Annotated in this window: 15 protein-coding genes and 3 pseudogenes; 10 read left to right on the forward strand and 8 right to left on the reverse strand. The window is 23.7% G+C overall.

The features are described 5' to 3' along the window. Nucleotides 1–6: 6 nt before the first annotated feature. From ABWV63_RS03265 to ABWV63_RS03275, 3 genes and pseudogenes are all read right to left on the reverse strand, one after another. Nucleotides 7–216 (reverse strand): IS630 transposase-related protein, encoded by a 210-nt coding sequence (locus ABWV63_RS03265; RefSeq protein ID WP_353306277.1) that lies wholly within the window; start codon nt 214–216, stop codon nt 7–9. Nucleotides 217–371: 155 nt separating this feature from the next. Continuing rightward, the gene (locus ABWV63_RS03270; protein WP_353306793.1) at nt 372–566 is read right to left on the reverse strand and encodes a transposase; all 195 of its coding nucleotides are present in this window, start codon (nt 564–566) and stop codon (nt 372–374) included. Between the two features lie 6 nt (nt 567–572). Further along, a pseudogene (locus tag ABWV63_RS03275) lies at nt 573–1,651 on the reverse strand (IS3 family transposase). 331 nt (nt 1,652–1,982) lie between these two features. On the opposite strand from ABWV63_RS03275, the gene ABWV63_RS03280 reads away from it, so the two are divergent. Both ABWV63_RS03280 and ABWV63_RS03285 read left to right on the forward strand, forming a co-directional pair. Beyond that, the gene (locus ABWV63_RS03280; protein ID WP_353306794.1) at nt 1,983–6,332 is read left to right on the forward strand and encodes a PolC-type DNA polymerase III; all 4,350 of its coding nucleotides are present in this window, start codon (nt 1,983–1,985) and stop codon (nt 6,330–6,332) included. A 138-nt stretch (nt 6,333–6,470) separates the two neighbouring features. Continuing rightward, a complete protein-coding gene (locus tag ABWV63_RS03285; protein WP_353306795.1) occupies nt 6,471–7,199 on the forward strand; it encodes a Pr6Pr family membrane protein in 729 nt (242 codons plus the stop codon). A 278-nt stretch (nt 7,200–7,477) separates the two neighbouring features. On the opposite strand, the gene ABWV63_RS03290 is transcribed toward ABWV63_RS03285, so the two are convergent. Both ABWV63_RS03290 and ABWV63_RS03295 read right to left on the reverse strand, forming a co-directional pair. Further along, a complete protein-coding gene (locus ABWV63_RS03290) occupies nt 7,478–8,278 on the reverse strand; it encodes an IS630 family transposase (protein WP_353306796.1) in 801 nt (266 codons plus the stop codon). 822 nt (nt 8,279–9,100) lie between these two features. Then, nucleotides 9,101–9,748, reverse strand: coding sequence for a hypothetical protein (locus tag ABWV63_RS03295; protein WP_353306797.1), 648 nt, complete (start codon nt 9,746–9,748; stop codon nt 9,101–9,103). 136 nt (nt 9,749–9,884) lie between these two features. Here ABWV63_RS03295 and ABWV63_RS03300 point away from each other — a divergent pair, with 136 nt between their 5' ends. From ABWV63_RS03300 to ABWV63_RS03335, 8 genes and pseudogenes are all read left to right on the forward strand, one after another. Further along, entirely contained in the window at nt 9,885–11,159 is a 1,275-nt protein-coding gene (locus tag ABWV63_RS03300; protein WP_353306798.1) for a hemolysin family protein, read from the forward strand. A 129-nt stretch (nt 11,160–11,288) separates the two neighbouring features. Then, nucleotides 11,289–11,666, forward strand: coding sequence for a transposase family protein (locus ABWV63_RS03305; RefSeq protein ID WP_353306799.1), 378 nt, complete (start codon nt 11,289–11,291; stop codon nt 11,664–11,666). Between the two features lie 210 nt (nt 11,667–11,876). Continuing rightward, entirely contained in the window at nt 11,877–12,143 is a 267-nt protein-coding gene (locus tag ABWV63_RS03310) for a transposase family protein (protein ID WP_353306800.1), read from the forward strand. A 195-nt stretch (nt 12,144–12,338) separates the two neighbouring features. Then, on the forward strand, nt 12,339–12,485 hold the full coding sequence (locus tag ABWV63_RS03315; protein ID WP_353306801.1) for an IS630 transposase-related protein: 147 nt from the start codon (nt 12,339–12,341) through the stop codon (nt 12,483–12,485). A 117-nt stretch (nt 12,486–12,602) separates the two neighbouring features. Then, the gene (locus tag ABWV63_RS03320) at nt 12,603–13,490 is read left to right on the forward strand and encodes an IS630 family transposase (protein ID WP_353306802.1); all 888 of its coding nucleotides are present in this window, start codon (nt 12,603–12,605) and stop codon (nt 13,488–13,490) included. A gap of 21 nt (nt 13,491–13,511) precedes the next feature. After that, the gene (locus ABWV63_RS03325) at nt 13,512–13,964 is read left to right on the forward strand and encodes an IS630 family transposase (protein ID WP_353307163.1); all 453 of its coding nucleotides are present in this window, start codon (nt 13,512–13,514) and stop codon (nt 13,962–13,964) included. A 21-nt stretch (nt 13,965–13,985) separates the two neighbouring features. Next, nucleotides 13,986–14,252: a transposase gene (locus ABWV63_RS03330; RefSeq protein WP_353307164.1), complete on the forward strand. Its 267-nt coding sequence runs from the start codon at nt 13,986–13,988 to the stop codon at nt 14,250–14,252. A 122-nt stretch (nt 14,253–14,374) separates the two neighbouring features. Continuing rightward, nucleotides 14,375–15,670 (forward strand): annotated as a pseudogene (locus ABWV63_RS03335) (IS256 family transposase). Here ABWV63_RS03335 and ABWV63_RS03340 read toward each other — a convergent pair. The 3 genes and pseudogenes from ABWV63_RS03340 to ABWV63_RS03350 all read right to left on the reverse strand — a co-directional run bounded on the left by ABWV63_RS03340 (nt 15,657) and on the right by ABWV63_RS03350 (nt 19,670). After that, nucleotides 15,657–15,938 carry a hypothetical protein gene (locus ABWV63_RS03340; protein ID WP_353306803.1) on the reverse strand — a complete coding sequence of 94 codons (282 nt, stop codon included), beginning with the start codon at nt 15,936–15,938 and terminating at the stop codon, nt 15,657–15,659. The pseudogene ABWV63_RS03335 and the gene ABWV63_RS03340 overlap by 14 nt on opposite strands. Nucleotides 15,939–16,153: 215 nt before the next feature. Continuing rightward, a pseudogene (locus ABWV63_RS03345) lies at nt 16,154–17,392 on the reverse strand (IS256 family transposase). An 82-nt stretch (nt 17,393–17,474) separates the two neighbouring features. Then, on the reverse strand, nt 17,475–19,670 hold the full coding sequence (locus tag ABWV63_RS03350; RefSeq protein WP_353306804.1) for a UvrD-helicase domain-containing protein: 2,196 nt from the start codon (nt 19,668–19,670) through the stop codon (nt 17,475–17,477). Between the last annotated feature and the right edge of the window lies 1 nt (nt 19,671).

The raw sequence follows: 19,671 nt of genomic DNA on the forward strand, positions 1-19,671 counted from the left end.
TTTTTATTAATCTAAATCCTTTATTTTGTGGCTATGTCCTTTTTGATAATTCAAAATTGGTTTTATATGCCCAGTTTCTTTTTTTCTTTTTCTTCATAAGAATAAAGTCTTTCTAGTAATATTGAACACTTTACAAATTTCTTTAATTTTCATGTTTTTACTTTCATAGGCTTCTATTACTTTTCTTCGTAAGTCTTCACTGTATGGTTTTGGCATAATTTAATCTCCCTAATCTATTTTAAATATTGCTGAATTGTACTTTTAAATTCAAAAACTGTTTAAATTACATATTATTATTTTACATTATTTATGAGTAAACATTACTTGAGTTAGCTATATATAGCTAACTCAAGTAATGTTTACTCATATCTTTAAAAAAAATCAATAGCTTTTTTAATATTTGGTCAATAATTTGGTAATATTTTTCTTATATTATGTTTTATAGCAAATCAAAAATGTTCAATTGGATTTAAATTAGGAGAATATGGTGGAAGAAATAATAGTTTGCATCCAGCATTTTCAATTAATTGTTGTGTTAATTTAGATTTATGAAACTGGAATGGCAATCTTTTTTAGGACTGTTTTTTGGTAGACATTTGTGCTTGGTGTTTTATGGGGGTTAAGTAGTTTAGAGTGCTGTGGATTCTTATGTTGTTGTATCAATTGATATAATCAAATAATTCTAATTTTAATTGGGTTAATGATGTAAAATTTTTATCATTAATAAATTCTGTTTTGAAAGTTTTGAAAGTTGCTTCAGCAACAGCGTTATAATAAGGACAACCTTTTTTGCTTAAAGAGCGGGTAAAATTGAAGGCTAATAAAAGTTTATCAATATTTTTATTATTAAATTCATTACCGCGATCGCTATGAAATATTTGAATATTTTTTAAACAACGATTTGATCACATAAATGCTTGATATACTAATGATGCATCTTTTTTAGTTCCCACACTATGTCCAATAATTTCGCGATTTTACAGGTCGATTAATAAGCAAATATAGTTTCATTTACCATTAACTTGAACATAAGTTAAATCACTAACAATAACTTCATTTTTAAGCCTATTATTAAAGTCTCTATTAACAAGATTAGTAATTTGACTATCATTGACTTTATTATGATAATTTTTGTATGATAATTTAGTTTATTTTGATATTAAATTATGTTTATTCATAATTTTTTTAATTTTTCTTCTTGATAAATTAATTTTCTTTTCTTTTAGAACAACTTTTAATCTTCTTGTTCCATAAGCTTCTTTATTTTCTTTAAAAGCACTAATAACATCTTCATCATAAATATTATTTTGAATTTTATCTTCTTTTTTCTTGAAATTAAAATAATATGTTGATTTAGAGATTTTTAAAAAGCCTCTACGAATTTTATATTTAAATTTATTTTTAGTAATAATTTCTATTTTCTGCCTATTATTAGTGCTGCTTGCTTTAAAATATCATTTTCCATTCTTAACTGTTTTAATTCCTTTCTTAATTTAATTAATTCATTTTCTTCAACAGAACGGTTATCTTTGGTTTTAAAACTGCCTGAATTAGTAAATTGCTTGATTCAATTATAAGTAGCTGCTCTTGTAACATTGTACTCTTTAGCAAGACAAGACACTGACTTACCACTTTGATATAAAGCTACTATTTATTTTTTAAATTCATCTGAATATTAGTTAATATTGGCCATAATTATAATTATTTTCTTTTAACTAATTTGTTCACTTGTCTACGTAATTAGTGTCGAATAAAGTGTAACCCATCCAATTTAGGCATTACTTTTTATTGTAATTAAATTATTTTGTTTTTATTTTTTTATAACTAAAATTTCATACTTTTTTTATATAAGAATAAGAATTTTAATTAAGTTATAATTAAAATATGAAATTTGATTAAACATTAGAATAATGATTTAATATATTTTAATTAAAATATAGTTATTATTGTTAATTATTTAGTATTAAGAGAGGGAAAAATATATGAACAAAGATTTGCAAAAACTTTTCCATGAAATGGATTTTAATGATGTTAATAATGAATTTAATCATGCCGCTATTAAAAAAGTACAATATTTTCATCATAATCAACAAGTAATAATTACCATCAACTTACCTAATTTTCTAACAACTACTACTTTAAAAAGTTTTGAACAACATTTTGAAAAATTACCTGTTTCGAATATTAATGTTTATTTTAATGTTTCTCTTACTGCTGATGAATCAACTGTATTAACATATTTTCATTATATTAAAACTCATAAATTGCAACTATTAGCTGGCATTTATTATTCTTTACCCGGCTCAGCAATTAATTATAAAAATAATATTATTACCATTACTATTCATAATAGTATTGAAGAGAAATTAATAACTAATGAATTTTTACAATTTATTAATTACTTTCAACAATATGGTTTTAAAAAAATTCAATTAAAAACTAAAATAAATAAAGCAGAGCAACCATTTATTAGTTATGAAAATGAATCTAAAACAGAAATTAGCAAAATTACCAACAATTTAAAAACTAAAATTACTAAAAATAATTTAATTAAAAATTTTAGTACCACTACTTATCGCAAAAAAGCAAAAGTTAATTTAGAAATAACAGACACAACTCATAGCATTAAAGATATCATTGGCGACGAACCCAATATTATTATTAGTGGTAAAGTTTTTAAAATTAATAAATTTTTAACCAAAACTCAAAAATGATTTTATTCATTTTTAATTACTGATTATAGCGATGCAATTACTTGCAAAGCATTTATTAATAGCGATCAACCAGATGAGAAATTTGATAATATTAAAGTTGATGATTGAATAAAAATTAATGCTAATAGTCGTTATGATAATTATAGTAAAGAACAAGTACTATGAATTGATGATTTAATTATCGATTTAAATAATAAAAATGCTAACAATAATGATGATGCTAAAACTAAAAGAATTGAATTTCATACTCATACTAAAATGAGTGCTATGGATGGTATTACTTCAGCAAGTGATTATATCAATCAAGTAGCTAAATGAGGACACCAAGCAATTGGTTTTACTGATCATTTAAATGTACAAGCATACCCAGATATTGCTAATGCTGCTAAAAAACATCCAAACTTAAAAGTAATGTATGGTGTTGAAATGGATTTAATCCCCAATAATATTAGTATTACTAAAAATAATATTAATACATCATTATTAGATTTAGAATACATTGTTCTTGACTTAGAAACAACTGGTTTATCAACCAATTATCACGAAATTATTGAATTTGGTTATACAATTGTTAAAGACAATATTATTTTAAAACAAGATACAATTTTAATTAAACCAAATAATCCCGTAGCTGAAAATATTACTGAAATTACTAGCATTACCAACGTTATGCTAAAAGATAAACAAACATTACAACAAATATTGCCAACAATTATTGAAATAATTGGTAATAAAACAATAGTTGCTCATAATGCTAACTTTGACTTTGGTTTTTTACAAGCAGCAATGAAACAATTGGGTTTCATGCCTTTAAATAATCCTGTCATTGATACTTTGCAATTATCTAGAGCAATTCTACCACAACTAAAATATTATCGATTAGGTACTATTTGTCGTACTTATGGCATTAAATATGATGATGAAATTGCTCACCGTGCTGATTATGATGCTAATGTATTAGCACAAGTATTTTTAAAAATGTTACAACAATTAAAAACAGAATTTAATTGTATTAATTTACAAGAAATTAATAACTTAATTAATGAACAAATTAATTATAAACTTCGTGGTGAACATATTACTATTTTTGCAAAAAATCAATTAGGTTTAAAAGATTTATATCAATTAGTTTCACTATCTCATACAAAGTATTTTTATAAAACACCAAAAATCATATCAGAAGCAATTAATGAAAATAGAAAAGAATTATTAATTGGTAGTAGTTGTATAAATGGCGCTGTTTTTGAAACAGCATTAAATAAAAGTGAAGAAGAACTAATTAAAATAATGAAATGATTTGATTTTATTGAAATCCAACCACCTGCTGTTTATAAACACTTAATACAGTTGGGAAATATTACTAAAGAACAATTACATGATACTATTAAAAAAATTATTAATAATGCTCTTAAATTAAATAAATTAGTAATTGCTACTAGCGATGCCCACTATTTACATCCCCATGAAAAAATGTATCGTGATGTTATTATTAATAGCAAAGCAATTGGTGGTTTATTGCACCCATTATTTGATCGTAAAGGTAAAGTTACATCATATCCTGATCAACATTTAAGAACTACTAATCAAATGTTAACAGAATTTATTTTTTTAGATGACCCTAATTTAATTAATGATATTGTTATTAATAATCCTTTGCAATTAGCTAAACAATTTGAAATGATTAAACCAATCAAAGATGGCTTATTTACACCAAGTATTGTTAATGTTGATACTAAATTACGTAATCTTTGTTATGAACAAGCATGAAATCGTTACGGTAATCCATTACCAACATATGTAGAAAAACGTTTAACTCGTGAATTAGATGCAATTATTACTCATGGTTTTGCTGTTGTTTATTGAATTGCACACAAATTAGTAGAAAAATCTTTACAAGATGGTTATCTTGTTGGTAGTCGCGGCTCAGTTGGTTCATCTTTAGTAGCTACTTTTGCTAACATTACTGAGGTTAACCCACTACAACCACACTATTTATGTCCACAATGTAAAACTAGTAAATTTATTAGTAATGGTTCTTATAAATGTGGTTACGATTTACCAAAAAAAATGTGTTCACAATGCAATATTGATTTAATTACTGATGGTCATGATATTCCTTTTGAAACATTCTTAGGATTTGATGGTGATAAAACACCTGATATTGATTTAAACTTTTCTGGTGAATATCAAAATAAAGCTCATGATTTTACTAAAGAAATGTTTGGTGAAGAAAATGTTTTTCGTGCCGGAACAATTTCAACAATTGCCAACAAAACAGCTTATGGTTATGTTAAAGATTATGCAGAAAAAATTGGTCAATCAGATATGCGTGCAGCAAAACTAGAGTTACTAAGTCAAGGATGTGTTGGTATTAAAAGAACAACCGGTCAACATCCTGGTGGTATTATTGTTGTACCAAAAGAATATAATATTAATGATTTTACACCAATTAATTTTCCAGCTGATGATACTAGTTCTACATGAAAAACTACCCACTTTGATTTTAATGCTATTCATGATAATTTATTAAAATTAGATATTCTAGGTCATGTTGATCCAACAGCATTAAAAATGTTAGAAAATTTAACTGGTATTGATCCAAAAACAATTCCTAATCAAGATGAAAAAGTTTTATCATTATTTTCTAATTTAAGTTCCTTAAATATTACTAGTGATGATTTACTTGGCGAAAAAACAGGAGCAATTGGTATCCCTGAATTTGGTACTGGTTTTGTTCGTAAAATGTTAAGTGATACATTACCTACTTCATTTTCTGAATTAGTACAAATATCTGGTTTATCACATGGTACTGACGTTTGATTAAATAATGCTGATGAATTAATTTCACAACAAGGTTTAATACTAAAAGATGTAATTGGTTGTCGTGATGATATTATGACTTATTTAGTATATCAAGGCTTACCAGCAAAAATTGCTTTTAATATTATGGAAGATGTCCGTAAAGGAAAAGGCATTAAACAAGAATATGAAAAGTTAATGCAAGAAAAGAAAGTTCCTAATTGATACATTCAATCTTGCAAAAAAATTAAATATATGTTTCCTAAAGCACACGCTACTGCTTATGTATTAATGGCATGAAGAGTAGCTTGATTTAAAGTTTATTATCCACATGAATATTATGTTACTTATTTTACAACAAGATGCGAAATTTTTGATATTAAAACTATGTTACAAGGTATTGGCGCTATTACTAATAAATTAAAAGACATTAATAACAGATTAAGAAAAAATGATGGTCAAAAAAATACAGTTACTACTAAAGAAAAAGATTTAATCCCATTATTAGAAGTGGCATTAGAAATGAATGCTAGAAATATTAAATTTAGCAATATTAGTTTAGAACATTCTGATGCTAAACTTTTTCAAGTTAAAGTAATAAATGGTGAAAAACAAATTTTACCACCATTTATTACTTTAGATGGATTGGGTGAAATTGTGGCTAATTCAATTGTTAAAGCAAGGAGTGAACAAGCAATTACTTCAAAAAATGATTTACAACTACGAACTAATATTACTAAAACTAATTATCAACTATTAAATGAGTTAGGAGTATTAGAACATTTAGAAGAAAATACACAATTAATGTTAGAATTATAATACAAAGAAAAAAAGAAAAGATGTGGGATTATTATATATAAATTAAGTAACAAAGCCAACTTTTATATACGTTTATCTGCATTAATAATGATAATTTTATTTTTAATTATTGATTTAATTAGTGTAATATATTATCCAATGGAAAAATTTGAACATTTAGGATATGGTGAACGAGTAAGTAACTACTATGCTTTTTTTACTACTGAGAGTAATTATATGGTTGTTATTTATTTTTGTGTTTATTTATTTGATTCTTATTTTCGTGGTACTAAACCAAGTTTTCAAACTCGATTAGCAGTAACTGTTTATATTACTATTACGATGCTAGTATTTTGAATAGGTATTTTTACTGCTGAACATGATCCAAAACCATACAGCGCTTATAATTGAATTGCAACATTAATTTTACATTTATTAATGCCAATAATTATGATTACTAGCTTTATTGTTACGTCAGGTCATCAATATATTAATATGAAACAACAACATAAAATATATTTATGATTAATTGTTATTTATCCAGCGATTTATTGTATTGTTATTCTAATTAGAGGTCATTTACGTTATTTAGATTATCAAGATACTATCAGTAAGGGCTTAGTCCCTCATCCACCAAGAGATACATGATATCCATATTTTTTCTTTGATTATTCAAATGGAGAATATGGATGATTAATCGCTGCTAGTGCCGTTGTTTTTGTTTTTGGTTTAGTTTTCAGTTTACAATATTTTTATATTTTAATTAATAACTTAATGTTCAAACGTTATCAAACTTCTGAACATCGTTTATATGATTTTTATAAAAAAATATTACGTCAACTTAATAAAAAAAATAAAAGCAAAATTAAAAAGAAAAGAAAAAAGTAAAAATTTAAAACATATCTTATATTCCTTACATGATAAATATTATTGATATAATTAAATAAAAAAGAAAAGTTGGTAATGTTTAGTAATCTGTGTAAATTACAAAAATAACTATGTTTAATTAATTCTAGTAAATAAAATTAAATAACTAGAAAGAGTGAGTTACGTATGTCTAAAAAACAAAATATTAATAATAATGACCCAATATCAAAAGCAGTATATTTATTACTAGAAAATACTGAAGATTTAACAACAGTTTTTAAAGAGGGAGGTTTATATAGCTAACTAAAGTAATGTTTACTCATATCTTGAAAAACAAAATCAATCGCTTTTTTAATATTTGGCCAATAATTTGGTAATATTTTTCTTATATTATGTTTTATAGCAAATCAAAAATTTTCAATTGGATTTAAATTAGGAGAATATGGTGGAAGAAATAATAGTTTGCATCCAGCATTTTCAATTAATTGTTGTGTTAATTTAGATTTATGAAACGTTGCATTATCTAAAACTATAATTTGTCCACGCTTTAATACTGGAATTAGTATATTTTTTACATATGATTCAAAAATTTTACTGTTGCAATGTCCTTCAAATGCTCATAGGGTTTTTAATTTACCTTTATTTAGTGAACCAATTATACTCATTCTTTTTATTTTATATGCGGTTTTATTATCAAATAATATTTTACCTTTTTCAGATCAACCATATTTATAAAATTCATTATCATCAATTCCAGATTCATCAATATATACTAAATCTTCATTCATTATTTTAGATATTTCTTTTAAAAAATATTCTTGTTTATTTTTATATCTTTGTTCATATAAAAAAGTTTTTTTATATGTATAATTTAGTTTTTTGAAATAGTTATAAACTATTTCTTTAGTCATATCACCAAATTTTTCAATCACTTTTTGAACTGTAACATCTTTATTTTGCGCTAAATAATTTTTTAATTCATCTAAATCCTTTATTTTGTGGCTATGTCCTTTTTGATGATTAAAAATTGGTTTTATATGCCCAGTTTCTTTTTTTCTTTTTCTTCATAATAATAAAGTCTTTCTAGTAATATTGAACACTTTACAAATTTCTTAGTATTGATATGACTTATAATGATATTAAATCTGCTGGTTTAGATAAATTAGATAATATTTTAAAGAAAAAGGGAGATAAAAATTAAAAAAATCGCCGGAACCAACAAATAACCTTTTGTTGGGTTGGCCGCGGGGTTTAGCCACGCTGGGGTGAGTTGCGAAGCAACGAGGGGCAAAGCCCCTATTACTTGATATTTTATTAAATAAATGTATGACATATTTATTTTTATCCTTTATTTTTTTTATTGTGTTATGATATTATTAATTAGTTATGTATTTATATATAAAACCACCTATTTTCTTAAATAATAAAAATGTAATTATTAATTAGATTAATGGGTTCTTTATTGAGCCATAATTATTAATTAGATTAATGGGTTCTTTACTGAGCCATAATAAGGCTATTCAAATTAATCTATAATTACATTAAGCGATACAGTGTAACATTTTAACTTGCTTAACATTAAATGCTCTTTTATTCTGATATAGAAGTATTTACACTTCGTACTCACTATTAGACTTCTACGAAATTTTTATGAAGTTTTAATCTTTTAACAAAAAAAGAACGATATAACTATCGTTCTTTGTTATTTCTAAATCTATCTATTAAATTAATGCGCCCGAAATGTTTAGAATTATTGTTATTTTTACTAAATCTGCTTATCTACTAAAATTTTAGCACCTTATAAATAAAATACAATAAAAAATAAACACGTATTTTAGTTATATCAATTTATAAAAAATGGAATAAAAAATATTAAGAAATAAAAAAGTAAAAGAAGATAATTATATATCTTCTTTTAAAAATTATATAGTTTTTTTAGCAGCAGTTTTTAATAGATTACCTGTGATTAAAGCTGTTAGTTGATCAAAAAACTGATTTGGACCATCAATAGTCCCTCATTCTTGACCAACAGTTATTAGTTTACCTTTATTAACAATAAAAACAATTGGTAAATCTTTAAATGCCCTTTCTTTATCAACAGGATTTTGAATTTCCTTGACACCTGAATCAGCAACAGGTGCTGAACTATTATCAGAAATTTTATGGTCAAGTAGTCAATGATAAATTTGTTGTTGTCAACTAATTTTTTTATCATTTCAAAATTGGTTAACAATATCACTACTAGGGTTGGCATAAGGAGATTTTTCATAAATTTTAATATCAATAGTTCCATTAGTAGTAACACTGTTTATTTCAGTTTTCTTTTCTGTTAATCAGTTATCTCATTTACTTGGTACATTATTATTTTTGATTTGCATTGTGTGTAAACCGTCAATAATTTGCTTAGAAAGTGGATTATCAGCAGCACCAAGGATGCCGAAAAAAGCATGTCCACTATTAACATCACCAATAAATTCTTGATATTTTGAATCATCTGTACAAGCACTAACTTGTAAACTGGTTGTTGTGCCTATTATTAAGGCTGCTATTAGTCCAAATTTTTTACGCATTTATTTTCATCACCTTCAATATAATATCATAAAGTTATATGACTAATAAATTAATAATTAAATATAACGTACTAAGTATACTATGTTATAATCTTAATAACAATATAAAAATCAAAAGGAGTAGTTTTTTTTCTATATGGACAGTAATTGGTATATTTATTTAATAATATTGCTAGTTTTATTATTTTTAAGCGGTTTTTATTCATCTGCTGAAACATCATTAACTTCTTTAAATGTTATAAGAATTAAATCTATTGGTAAATTACGTAGTAAGAAAAGTCGTCGTGCTAATATTGTATTTAAGTTAGTTAAAAATTATAATGTAACTTTAACAACAATTTTACTTGGTAACACAGTAATTAATGTTGGAATTGGTACTTTAAGTACCATATTATTTATTGATTCTTTTCATGTTTCTCCTACTTATGGTCCTTTAATATCAACTTTAGTTTCGGCGATTGTTGTTTTAATTATTGGTGAAATTATACCTAAAAGTGTTGCAAAATTACATCCTGAGACAATAGCTTTAAATTATGCATATATTTTGTATATTCTTAATATTATTTTTTATCCAATAACTTTTATTGTTACTTTATTTCAATTTAAAAGTAAAAAACCAACAAGTTCTGAACAAGAACTTATTGAATTGATTTCAATAATTGAAAGAGAAGGAGTTCTTGAAAAAGCAGAACGTGATTTAATTGAATCTGCAATTAAATTTGATGAAAAATCAGTTTTTCAAGCTATGCATCCCAAAAGTAAAATTAAATATATTTATGATGATACGCCACCTAAAGTTATTAAACATCTATATTTAGAAGAAAAATATAGTAGAATTCCTGTTTTAGATAATGTTAATCAAAATGTAATTGGTATTTTAAATATTAAAGAATTTATTATTAATATGTTAGAAAATGAAAATCCAGATTTATTACAATTAATGTTACCAGCAATTTTTATTTCTAAGCGTACTAAGTTAAATGAAGCATTGGAAATTTTACAAACAGAAAGAATGCATATAGCTATTGTCTGCAATAATAAAGATAAAAAAGATTTTAATGGTATTATTACACTTGAAGATATTCTTGAAGAATTAGTTGGTGAAATTTATGATGAAACTGATGAAATTGGATTGATACAAGAAATAGGAACACATAAGTTTCGTGTTGATGGTTCTTCAAAACTTGAAGTATTATTTAAACGTTATTTAAAAAGAAAACCTCCAAATTATAATAAACAAACTGTCCAAGAATGATATATGTTCAAAACAAAAGTAAAGAAAGTAAGGAAAAATAGTCCACTTTTAAAATTTCGAAATTTTTCATTTAAAGTTATAAAGGTTCGCAAAGAATTTGCTGTTTTTGAAGTTGAAATTTTTACTAATAAAAAAATTAAAAATAACTGAGAATAGTTAGTGCAGTATTTTTATTTAAATGCTACAATAGACATATTCCGTAAATAAATTTTTTAAAAGTCAATTAATAATTTAAAATTTATTTTATAATTTCTTTATTAATAAATTAATAAGGTTTTGATAAAAATGAATTTTGAAAATTTAAAAAAATTAAAAAATGAACAATTTTATAGATATTTTGGTATAAAACGTTTTCATTTTGATGAAATGTTAACAAAATTAATTGAAATAGAAAATTTAAAAAAAACTAAAGGTAGAAAATATAAACTTTCAGTTGAAGAAAGATTGATGATGACTTTAGTATACTGAAAAGAATATTATACTTTTTTCCAAATGAGTATTAAATTTAAAATGAGTGCATCAAGTTGTTTTCGAAATATTACTTGAGTAGAAAATAAACTTAGTGATGACAAAGATTATCAGTTTTTAAAAACAAAATATAAATCAAAAATTGAGAAAAAACAAGAAGATTTAAATGAATTTCAATTTTATTTAATTGATTAAACTGAAATTGAAATTGAAAGACCAACTACAAAAAACTACAGTTAGAATATTTTTCTGGTAAAAGTTGAATTTTTTCTATAAAATTTCAAATTATATATGACTTTTTTAATAAAAAAATTGTTGATATTTTTGCTGATAATGGAAAAGTACATGATTTTCAAATATTAAAAAATTCAAATCTTGAATTTTCAGAAAAAACAATAATTATTGGTGATTTGGGATATCAAGGAATACAAAATATTTATAAAAATACTATATTACACTATTAAAAAAACTAAAAATAAAAAATTAAATAAAAAAGAAAAAATCTACAATAAAATTATTTCAAAAATTAGAATTAAAATTGAACATGTTTTTGCTTGATTAAAAAGATTCAAAATTTTAATAAATAAATGTAGAAAAAGTATATTTAGACTTATGTACTTAAGATTTAACTTACTTTGTGAAATTTTTAATAAAACAAAACCATTAAAATAAAAAAATATTAAAAATATTTTTTTAAAAATTTAAATTTTTATCAAGTTAATATAAAAATAATATTAACAATTTTTGTGTTTGAAATATAAATTTATTTTTAAAGTATTTTTTTAAAAATATTAACTTCTATAATTATTAACACTAAAAAATTTATAAATATTATTATTGACAATTGATTAAATTTATTTACGGAATATGTCTAGTGAAGACTTACGAAGAAAAGTAATAGAAGCCTATGAAAGTAAAAACATGAAAATTAAAGCAATTTGTAAAGTGTTCAATATTACTAGAAAGACTTTATTCTTATGAAGAAAAATAAAAAAAGAAACTGGGCATATATAGCTAACTAAAGTAATGTTTACTCATAAATAATGTAAAATAATAATATGTAATTTAAACAGTTTTTGAATTTAAAAGTACAATTCAGCAATATTTAAAATAGATTAGGAAGATTAAATTATGCCAAAACCATACAGTGAAGACTTACGAAGAAAAATAATAGAAGCCTATGAAAGTAAAAACATGAAAATTAAAGAAATTTGTAAATTGTTCAATATTACTAGAAAGACTTTATTATTATGAAGAAAAAGAAAAAAAGAAACTGGGCATATAAAACCAATTTTGAATTATCAAAAAGGACATAGCCACAAAATAAATGATTTAGATGAATTAAAAAATTATTTAGTGAAAAATAAAGATGTTACAGTTCAAAAAGTAATTGAAAAATTTGGTGATATGACTAAAGAAACAGTTTATAACTATTTCAAAAAACAAAATTATACATATAAAAAAACTTTTCTATATGAACAAAGAGATAAAAATAAACAAGAAGATTTTTTAAAAGCAATAGCTAAAATAATGAATGAAGATTTATTATATATTGATGAATCTGGAATTGATGATAATGAATTTTATAAATATGGTTGATCTGAAAAAGGTAAAAGATTATTTGATAATAAACCCGCATATAAAATAAAAAGAATGAGTATAATTGGTTCACTAAATAAAGGTAAATTAAAAGCCCTATGAGCATTTGAAGGACATTGCAACAGTAAAATTTTTGAATCATATGTAAAAAATATACTAATTCCAGTATTAAAGCGTGGACAAATTATAGTTTTAGATAATGCAACGTTTCATAAATCTAAATTAACACAACAATTAATTGAAAATGCTGGATGCAAACTATTATTTCTTCCACCATATTCTCCTAATTTAAATCCAATTGAACATTTTTGATTTGCTATAAAACATAATATAAGAAAAATATTACCAAATTATTGACCAAATATTAAAAAAGCGATTGATTTTGTTTTTCAAGATATGAGTAAACATTACTTTAGTTAGTTATATATTGATGAATCTGGAATTTATGATAATGAATTTTATAAATATGGTTGATCTGAAAAAGGTAAAAGATTATTTGATAATAAATCCGCATATAAAATAAAAATAATGAGTATAATTGGTTCACTAAATAAAGGTAAATTAAAAGCCCTATGAGCATTTGAAGGACATTGCAACAGTAAAATTTTTGAATCATATGTAAAAAATATACTAATTCCAGTATTAAAGCGTGGACAAATTATAGTTTTAGATAATGCAACTTTTCATAAATCTAAATTAACACAACAATTAATTGAAAATGCTGGATGCAAACTATTATTTCTTCCACCATATTCTCCTAATTTAAATCCAATTGAACATTTTTGATTTGCTATAAAACATAATATAAGAAAAATATTACCAAATTATTGACCAAATATTAAAAAAGCGATTGATTTTGTTTTTCAAGATATGAGTAAACATTACTTTAGTTAGTTATATATTGATGAATCTGGAATTGATGATAATAAATTTTATAAATATGGTTGATCTGAAAAAGGTAAAAGATTATTTGATAATAAACCCGCATATAAAATAAAAAGAATGAGTATAATTGGTTCACTAAATAAAGGTAAATTAAAAGCCCTATGAGCATTTGAAGGACATTGCAACAGTAAAATTTTTGAATCATATGTAAAAAATATACTAATTTCAGTATTAAAGCGTGGAAAAATTATAGTTTTAGATAATGTAACGTTTCATAAATCTAAATTAACACAATAATTAATTGAAAATGCTGGATGCAAAACTAGGTAATGTTTAGTAATCTGTCTAACTTACAAAAATAACTATGTTTAATTAATTCTAGTAAATAAAATTAAATAACTAGAAAGAGTGAGTTATGTATGTCTAAAAAACAAAATATTAATAATAATGTTCCAATATCAAAAGTAGTAGATTTATTATTAGAAAATACTGAAGATTTAACAACAGTGTTTAAAGAGGGAGGTTTATATAAAGAATTAACAAAAAGATTAGTTGAAAAAATGTTGAATTCTGAAATGCAAAATTATTTAGGATATGAAAAAAATCAACATAATACTAGTGAAAATGCTCGTAATGGTATAAATTAAAAAAAATTAATAACCCAACAAGGTAAAATTGAGATTAATGTACCACGAGATCGTAATAGTAATTTTGAGCCAGTAATAGTTGCGAAAAGACAAAGAAGATTTGATGGTTTTGATCAACAAGTTCTTTCGTTATATGCCAAAGGCATGACTTTATCAGATATTAGAATGCAGTTACAAGAGTTATATCATGGTGCTGATATTAGCGAAAGTGTTATTAGTCAAATTACTGATGATGTTATTGATGATGTTAAAGCATGACAAAATCGGCCATTAGAAAGTGTTTATCCGATTGTTTATTTTGATTGTATAGTAGTTAAAGTACGACAAGATAAACGCATTATTAACAAATCAGTTTATATAGCACTAGGAGTTGATTTAGAAGGTAAAAAAGATGTTTTAGGTTTATGAATTAGCGAAAATGAAGGTTCTAAGTTTTGATTATCTAATTTAACAGAAATGAAAAATCGAGGCTTAAATGATATTCTTATTGCTTGTAGTGACAATTTAACAGAAATGAAAAATCGAGGCTTAAATGATATTCTTATTGCTTGTAGTGACAATTTAACAGGAATGTCAGAAGCAATAAAATCAGTTTATCCTAAAACCGAACATCAATTATGCACATTTCATAAAATTAGAAATAGTTTAAAATATGTTTCATACAAACATAGAAAATCACTAGTTACAGATTTAAAACCAATTTATAGTGCATGTAGTGAAGAACAAGCGATGCAAGCTTTAGAATCTTTTGAAAGTAAATGAAATAAACAATATCCTCAAATTGCTAAATCATGATATAAAAATTGAGATAATTTAATGGTTTTTATTAGTTATCCTGCAGAAATCAAAAGAGTGATTTATACAACAAATGCTATTGCATCTGTTAATATTCAATTACGAAAAGTTATTAGAAATAAAAAAGTTTTTCCAAATGATATGGCAGTTTTTAAAATATTTTACTTAGCAATTGAAAATATAACAAAAAAATGAACAATGCCCATTCAAAATTGAAATACAGCAATTGCTCATTTTATGATAAAATTTGAAGATAAAATTAATCTAAACTAGTAACTTTGTAAAAAGATACACAGATTTTTAAAAAGCCTCCTTTTATTTTATTAAAAACTTTTTTACCATCATGTAATATAATTTCTTTACCATTAATTAAGTCTCTAGGAGTTGTTCCTGTTCATAATCCTCCATCATAATAAGGTTGGAATAAATAGTTAGCATGTTGTTTAACTTTATTACTAACTGATTCACCATCACGATTAGGGTTAACTTCAATTCAATTACGAATTAAACCTTTTCACGCTTCTAAATTTATTTTTATCATAATTACTTTTTTTCCTTTCATTAAAATAAATCTTAATTCTAATTTTATACTTAAAAAAATTAATATGTAATAAAAAATTTCTTATAAAAAAGTAATTTTTTATAAGAAATTAATTAAAAATACTTAAAAATGTCCAAAAAATAGACATTTTTAATAAAAATAAATTTATACAAATTGAGGCTTTTTAAAAATCTGTGTATCTTTTTACAAAGTTACTAGTTTAGATTAATTCTATCTTCAAATTTTATCATAAAATGAGCAATTGCTGTATTTCAATTTTTAATGGGCACTGTTCATTTTTTTGTTATATTTTCAATTGCTAAGTAAAATATTTTAAAAACTGCCATATCATTTGGAAAAACTTTTTTATTTCTAACAACTTTTCGTAATTGACTATTAACATATTCAATAGCATTTGTTGTATAAATAACTCTTTTGATTTCTGCATGATAACTAATAAAAACCATTAAATTATCTCAATTTTTATATCATGATTTAGTAATTTGAGGATATTGTTTATTTCATTTACTTTCAAAAGATTCTAAAGCTTGCATTGCTTGTTCTTCACTACATGCACTATAAATTGGTTTTAAATCTGTAACTAGTGATTTTCTATGTTTTTATGAAAAATATTTTAAACTATTTCTAATTTGATGAACTATGCATAATTGATGTTCGGTTTTAGGATAAACTGATTGTATTGCTTCTGACATTCCTGTTAAATTGTCACTACAAGCAATAAGAATATCATTTAAGCCTCGATTTTTCATTTCTGTGGAATTAGATAATCAAAACTTAGAACCTTCATTTTCACTAATTCATAAGCCTAAAACATCTTTTTTACCTTCTAAATCAACTCCTAGTACTATATAAACTGATTTGTTAATAATGCGTTTATCTTGTCGTACTTTAACTACTATACAACCAAAATAAACAATCGGATAAACACTTTCTAATGGCCGATTTTGTCATGCTTTAACATCATCAATAACATCATCAGTAATTTGACTAATAACACTTTCACTAATATCAGAACCATGATATAGCTCTTGTAACTGCATTCTAATATCTGATAAAGTCATGCCTTTGGCATATAATGAAAGAACTTGTTGATCAAAACCACCAAATCTTCTTTGTCTTTTTGCAACTATTACTGGCTCAAAATTACTATTACGATCTCGTGGTACATTAATCTCAATTTTACCTTGTTGGGTTATTAATTTTTTTGAATTTATACCATTACGAGCATTTTCACTAGTATTATGTTGATTTTTTTCATATCCTAAATAATTTTGCATTTCAGAATTCAACATTTTTTCAACTAATCTTTTTGTTAATTCTTTATATAAACCTCCCTCTTTAAAAACTGTTGTTAAATCTTCGGTATTTTCTAGTAATAAATCTACTGCTTTTGATATTGGAGCATTATTATTAATATTTTGTTTTTTAGACATACGTAACTCACTCTTTCTAGTTATTTAATTTTATTTACTAGAATTAATTAAACATAGTTATTTTTGTAAGTTACACAGATTACTAGACATTACCTACAAATTTTTTAATAGCACTATGATTAGAACTAATAATTCTAATACCACCATGATTTTTATGAAAAACAACTTGAATTTTATCACCAATTAATTTAGTAATAATACCTTTGCCAAAAATTTCATGAATAATTATATCTCCAACATTTCAATTATTAGTTATTTCAACCTTATCTTTATTATCAGCTTTATAGTAATTAAATTTAGAATGATTACGATTTTGATAAGTTGCTGCCATTTCTTGATGTTCGTTATTAATGATTTTTAAATATTTAAGATCTAAATCTTTTAAGAAACGAGATGGTTGTTTCATACGATCCAAGATATATGAATATCCACCGGCACTAGATAAAAATAATCATTTTTTTGCCCTAGTAATTGAAACATAAAAAAGTCGTCGTTCTTCTTCAATTTTATCTAAGTTTTCTATACTAGATTTACCTATTCCAGGCAAAATACCTTCATTAATGCCAACTATAAAAACAACATCAAATTCTAAACCTTTAGCACTGTGAATTGTCATTAAATTAACGGCTTTATTAGCACTATTTTCATCTAAATCAGTATATAAACTTACTTCTTGTAAAAATGACGTTAATAATTCTTCGCCTTGTAATTCATTATTACTACTATCATATTCAAGAAATTGTTCTAATAATTGTTGAACATTTTCAATTCTTTCTTTTTCAAGATTATCTTCTAGTTTTTTTAAATAATTAGTTTTATTTAATAAATTTTCAACCATGTTATGTAAAGAAGTAACATCTTTGATATTAGTTTGCATATCATTAATTAAATTAATTAAAGGTTTTAAATGTTGACGATAATTTTTTGGTAATCCATACTGAAATTTAAATAAGTATTCATTTAAAGTTAGTGATTGTTCATTAGCAAGTAATAATAAGTTATCAATAGCTTTTGGTCCAATTTTAGGTGTTGCGTTTAAAATTCTAATCATTGATATATTATCATTTCAAACAATAATTTTTAAATATGCCAAAATGTCTTTAATTTCTTTACGTTCAAAAAATTTATAACCACCAAAAATTTTATAATTTATATTATTATTAATCAAGGCTTGTTCTAAATCTTTTGATAAATAATTATTACGATAAAGAATAGCAATTTTATTCAAATCTAAATGATATTTTAAATGAATTTTTTTAACAGTTGTTGCAACTCAATGTGCTTCTTGATCACTACTACTAGCATGATACATAACAATATCATTACCAAGATCATTTTTAGTAAACAGTTCTTTTTCAATACGTTGAACATTATTTTTAATTAAACTATTAGCTGTATTTAAAATCTTAGTTGTTGAACGATAATTTTGATTTAAAATAAATGTTTGTGTATTAGGAAATTGTTTAGTAAAATTCAATATTAAATTAATATTTGCTCCTCTTCAACTATAAATAGTTTGATCGGGATCACCAACTACAGTAATATTTTTATGATTTTTAGCAAGTGACAATAAAATATTATATTGAATATCATTAGTGTCTTGAAATTCATCAACTAAAATAAAATCAAATTTCTTTTCTCATTTTGTTAAAATATGTGGAAATTCTTTAAATAGACGTTCAACTAATAATAATAAATCATCAAAATCTAAACATGAATTAATAAATTGATATTTTTTATACGATTCAAAAACTTTGATACGTAAAATTCACTCATCTTGATTTTGATAATCAGCTAATAATTCATCTTGAGAAAGATAATTATTTTTTCAGTTAGAAATATTAGAACTTAATAATCTTAACTCCTGTAATTCAGCTTTATGTGAAAATTCTTTTTGAAAAATATCTTTTAATATTTTTCGTTGTTCTTCTTGATCAATAATATTAAAATTATTATTAATATTTAAATGATGAATATCTCTTCTTAATATTTTGGCACATAATGCATGATAAGTAACAATATTAACATTAATGTTAATATTGTTTAAAAGTTGCATTATTCGTTCTTTCATTTCGCGTGCTGCTTTATTAGTAAAAGTTAATGCCAATATTTTTTCACTAGCAATTTTAATTACATTAATTAAGTAAGCAATCTTATATGTTATAACCCGCGTCTTTCCAACTCCAGCCCCCGCAATAATACGACATGGGCCATCAACATTAATAATTGCTTGTAGTTGTTGTTCATTTAGATTGTCTAAAAGTTTTGTTTTATCCATG

It is taken from the genome of Spiroplasma ixodetis, from assembly GCF_040369795.1.
GTDB lineage: Bacteria > Bacillota_I > Bacilli_A > Mycoplasmatales > VBWQ01 > Spiroplasma_E > Spiroplasma_E ixodetis_B.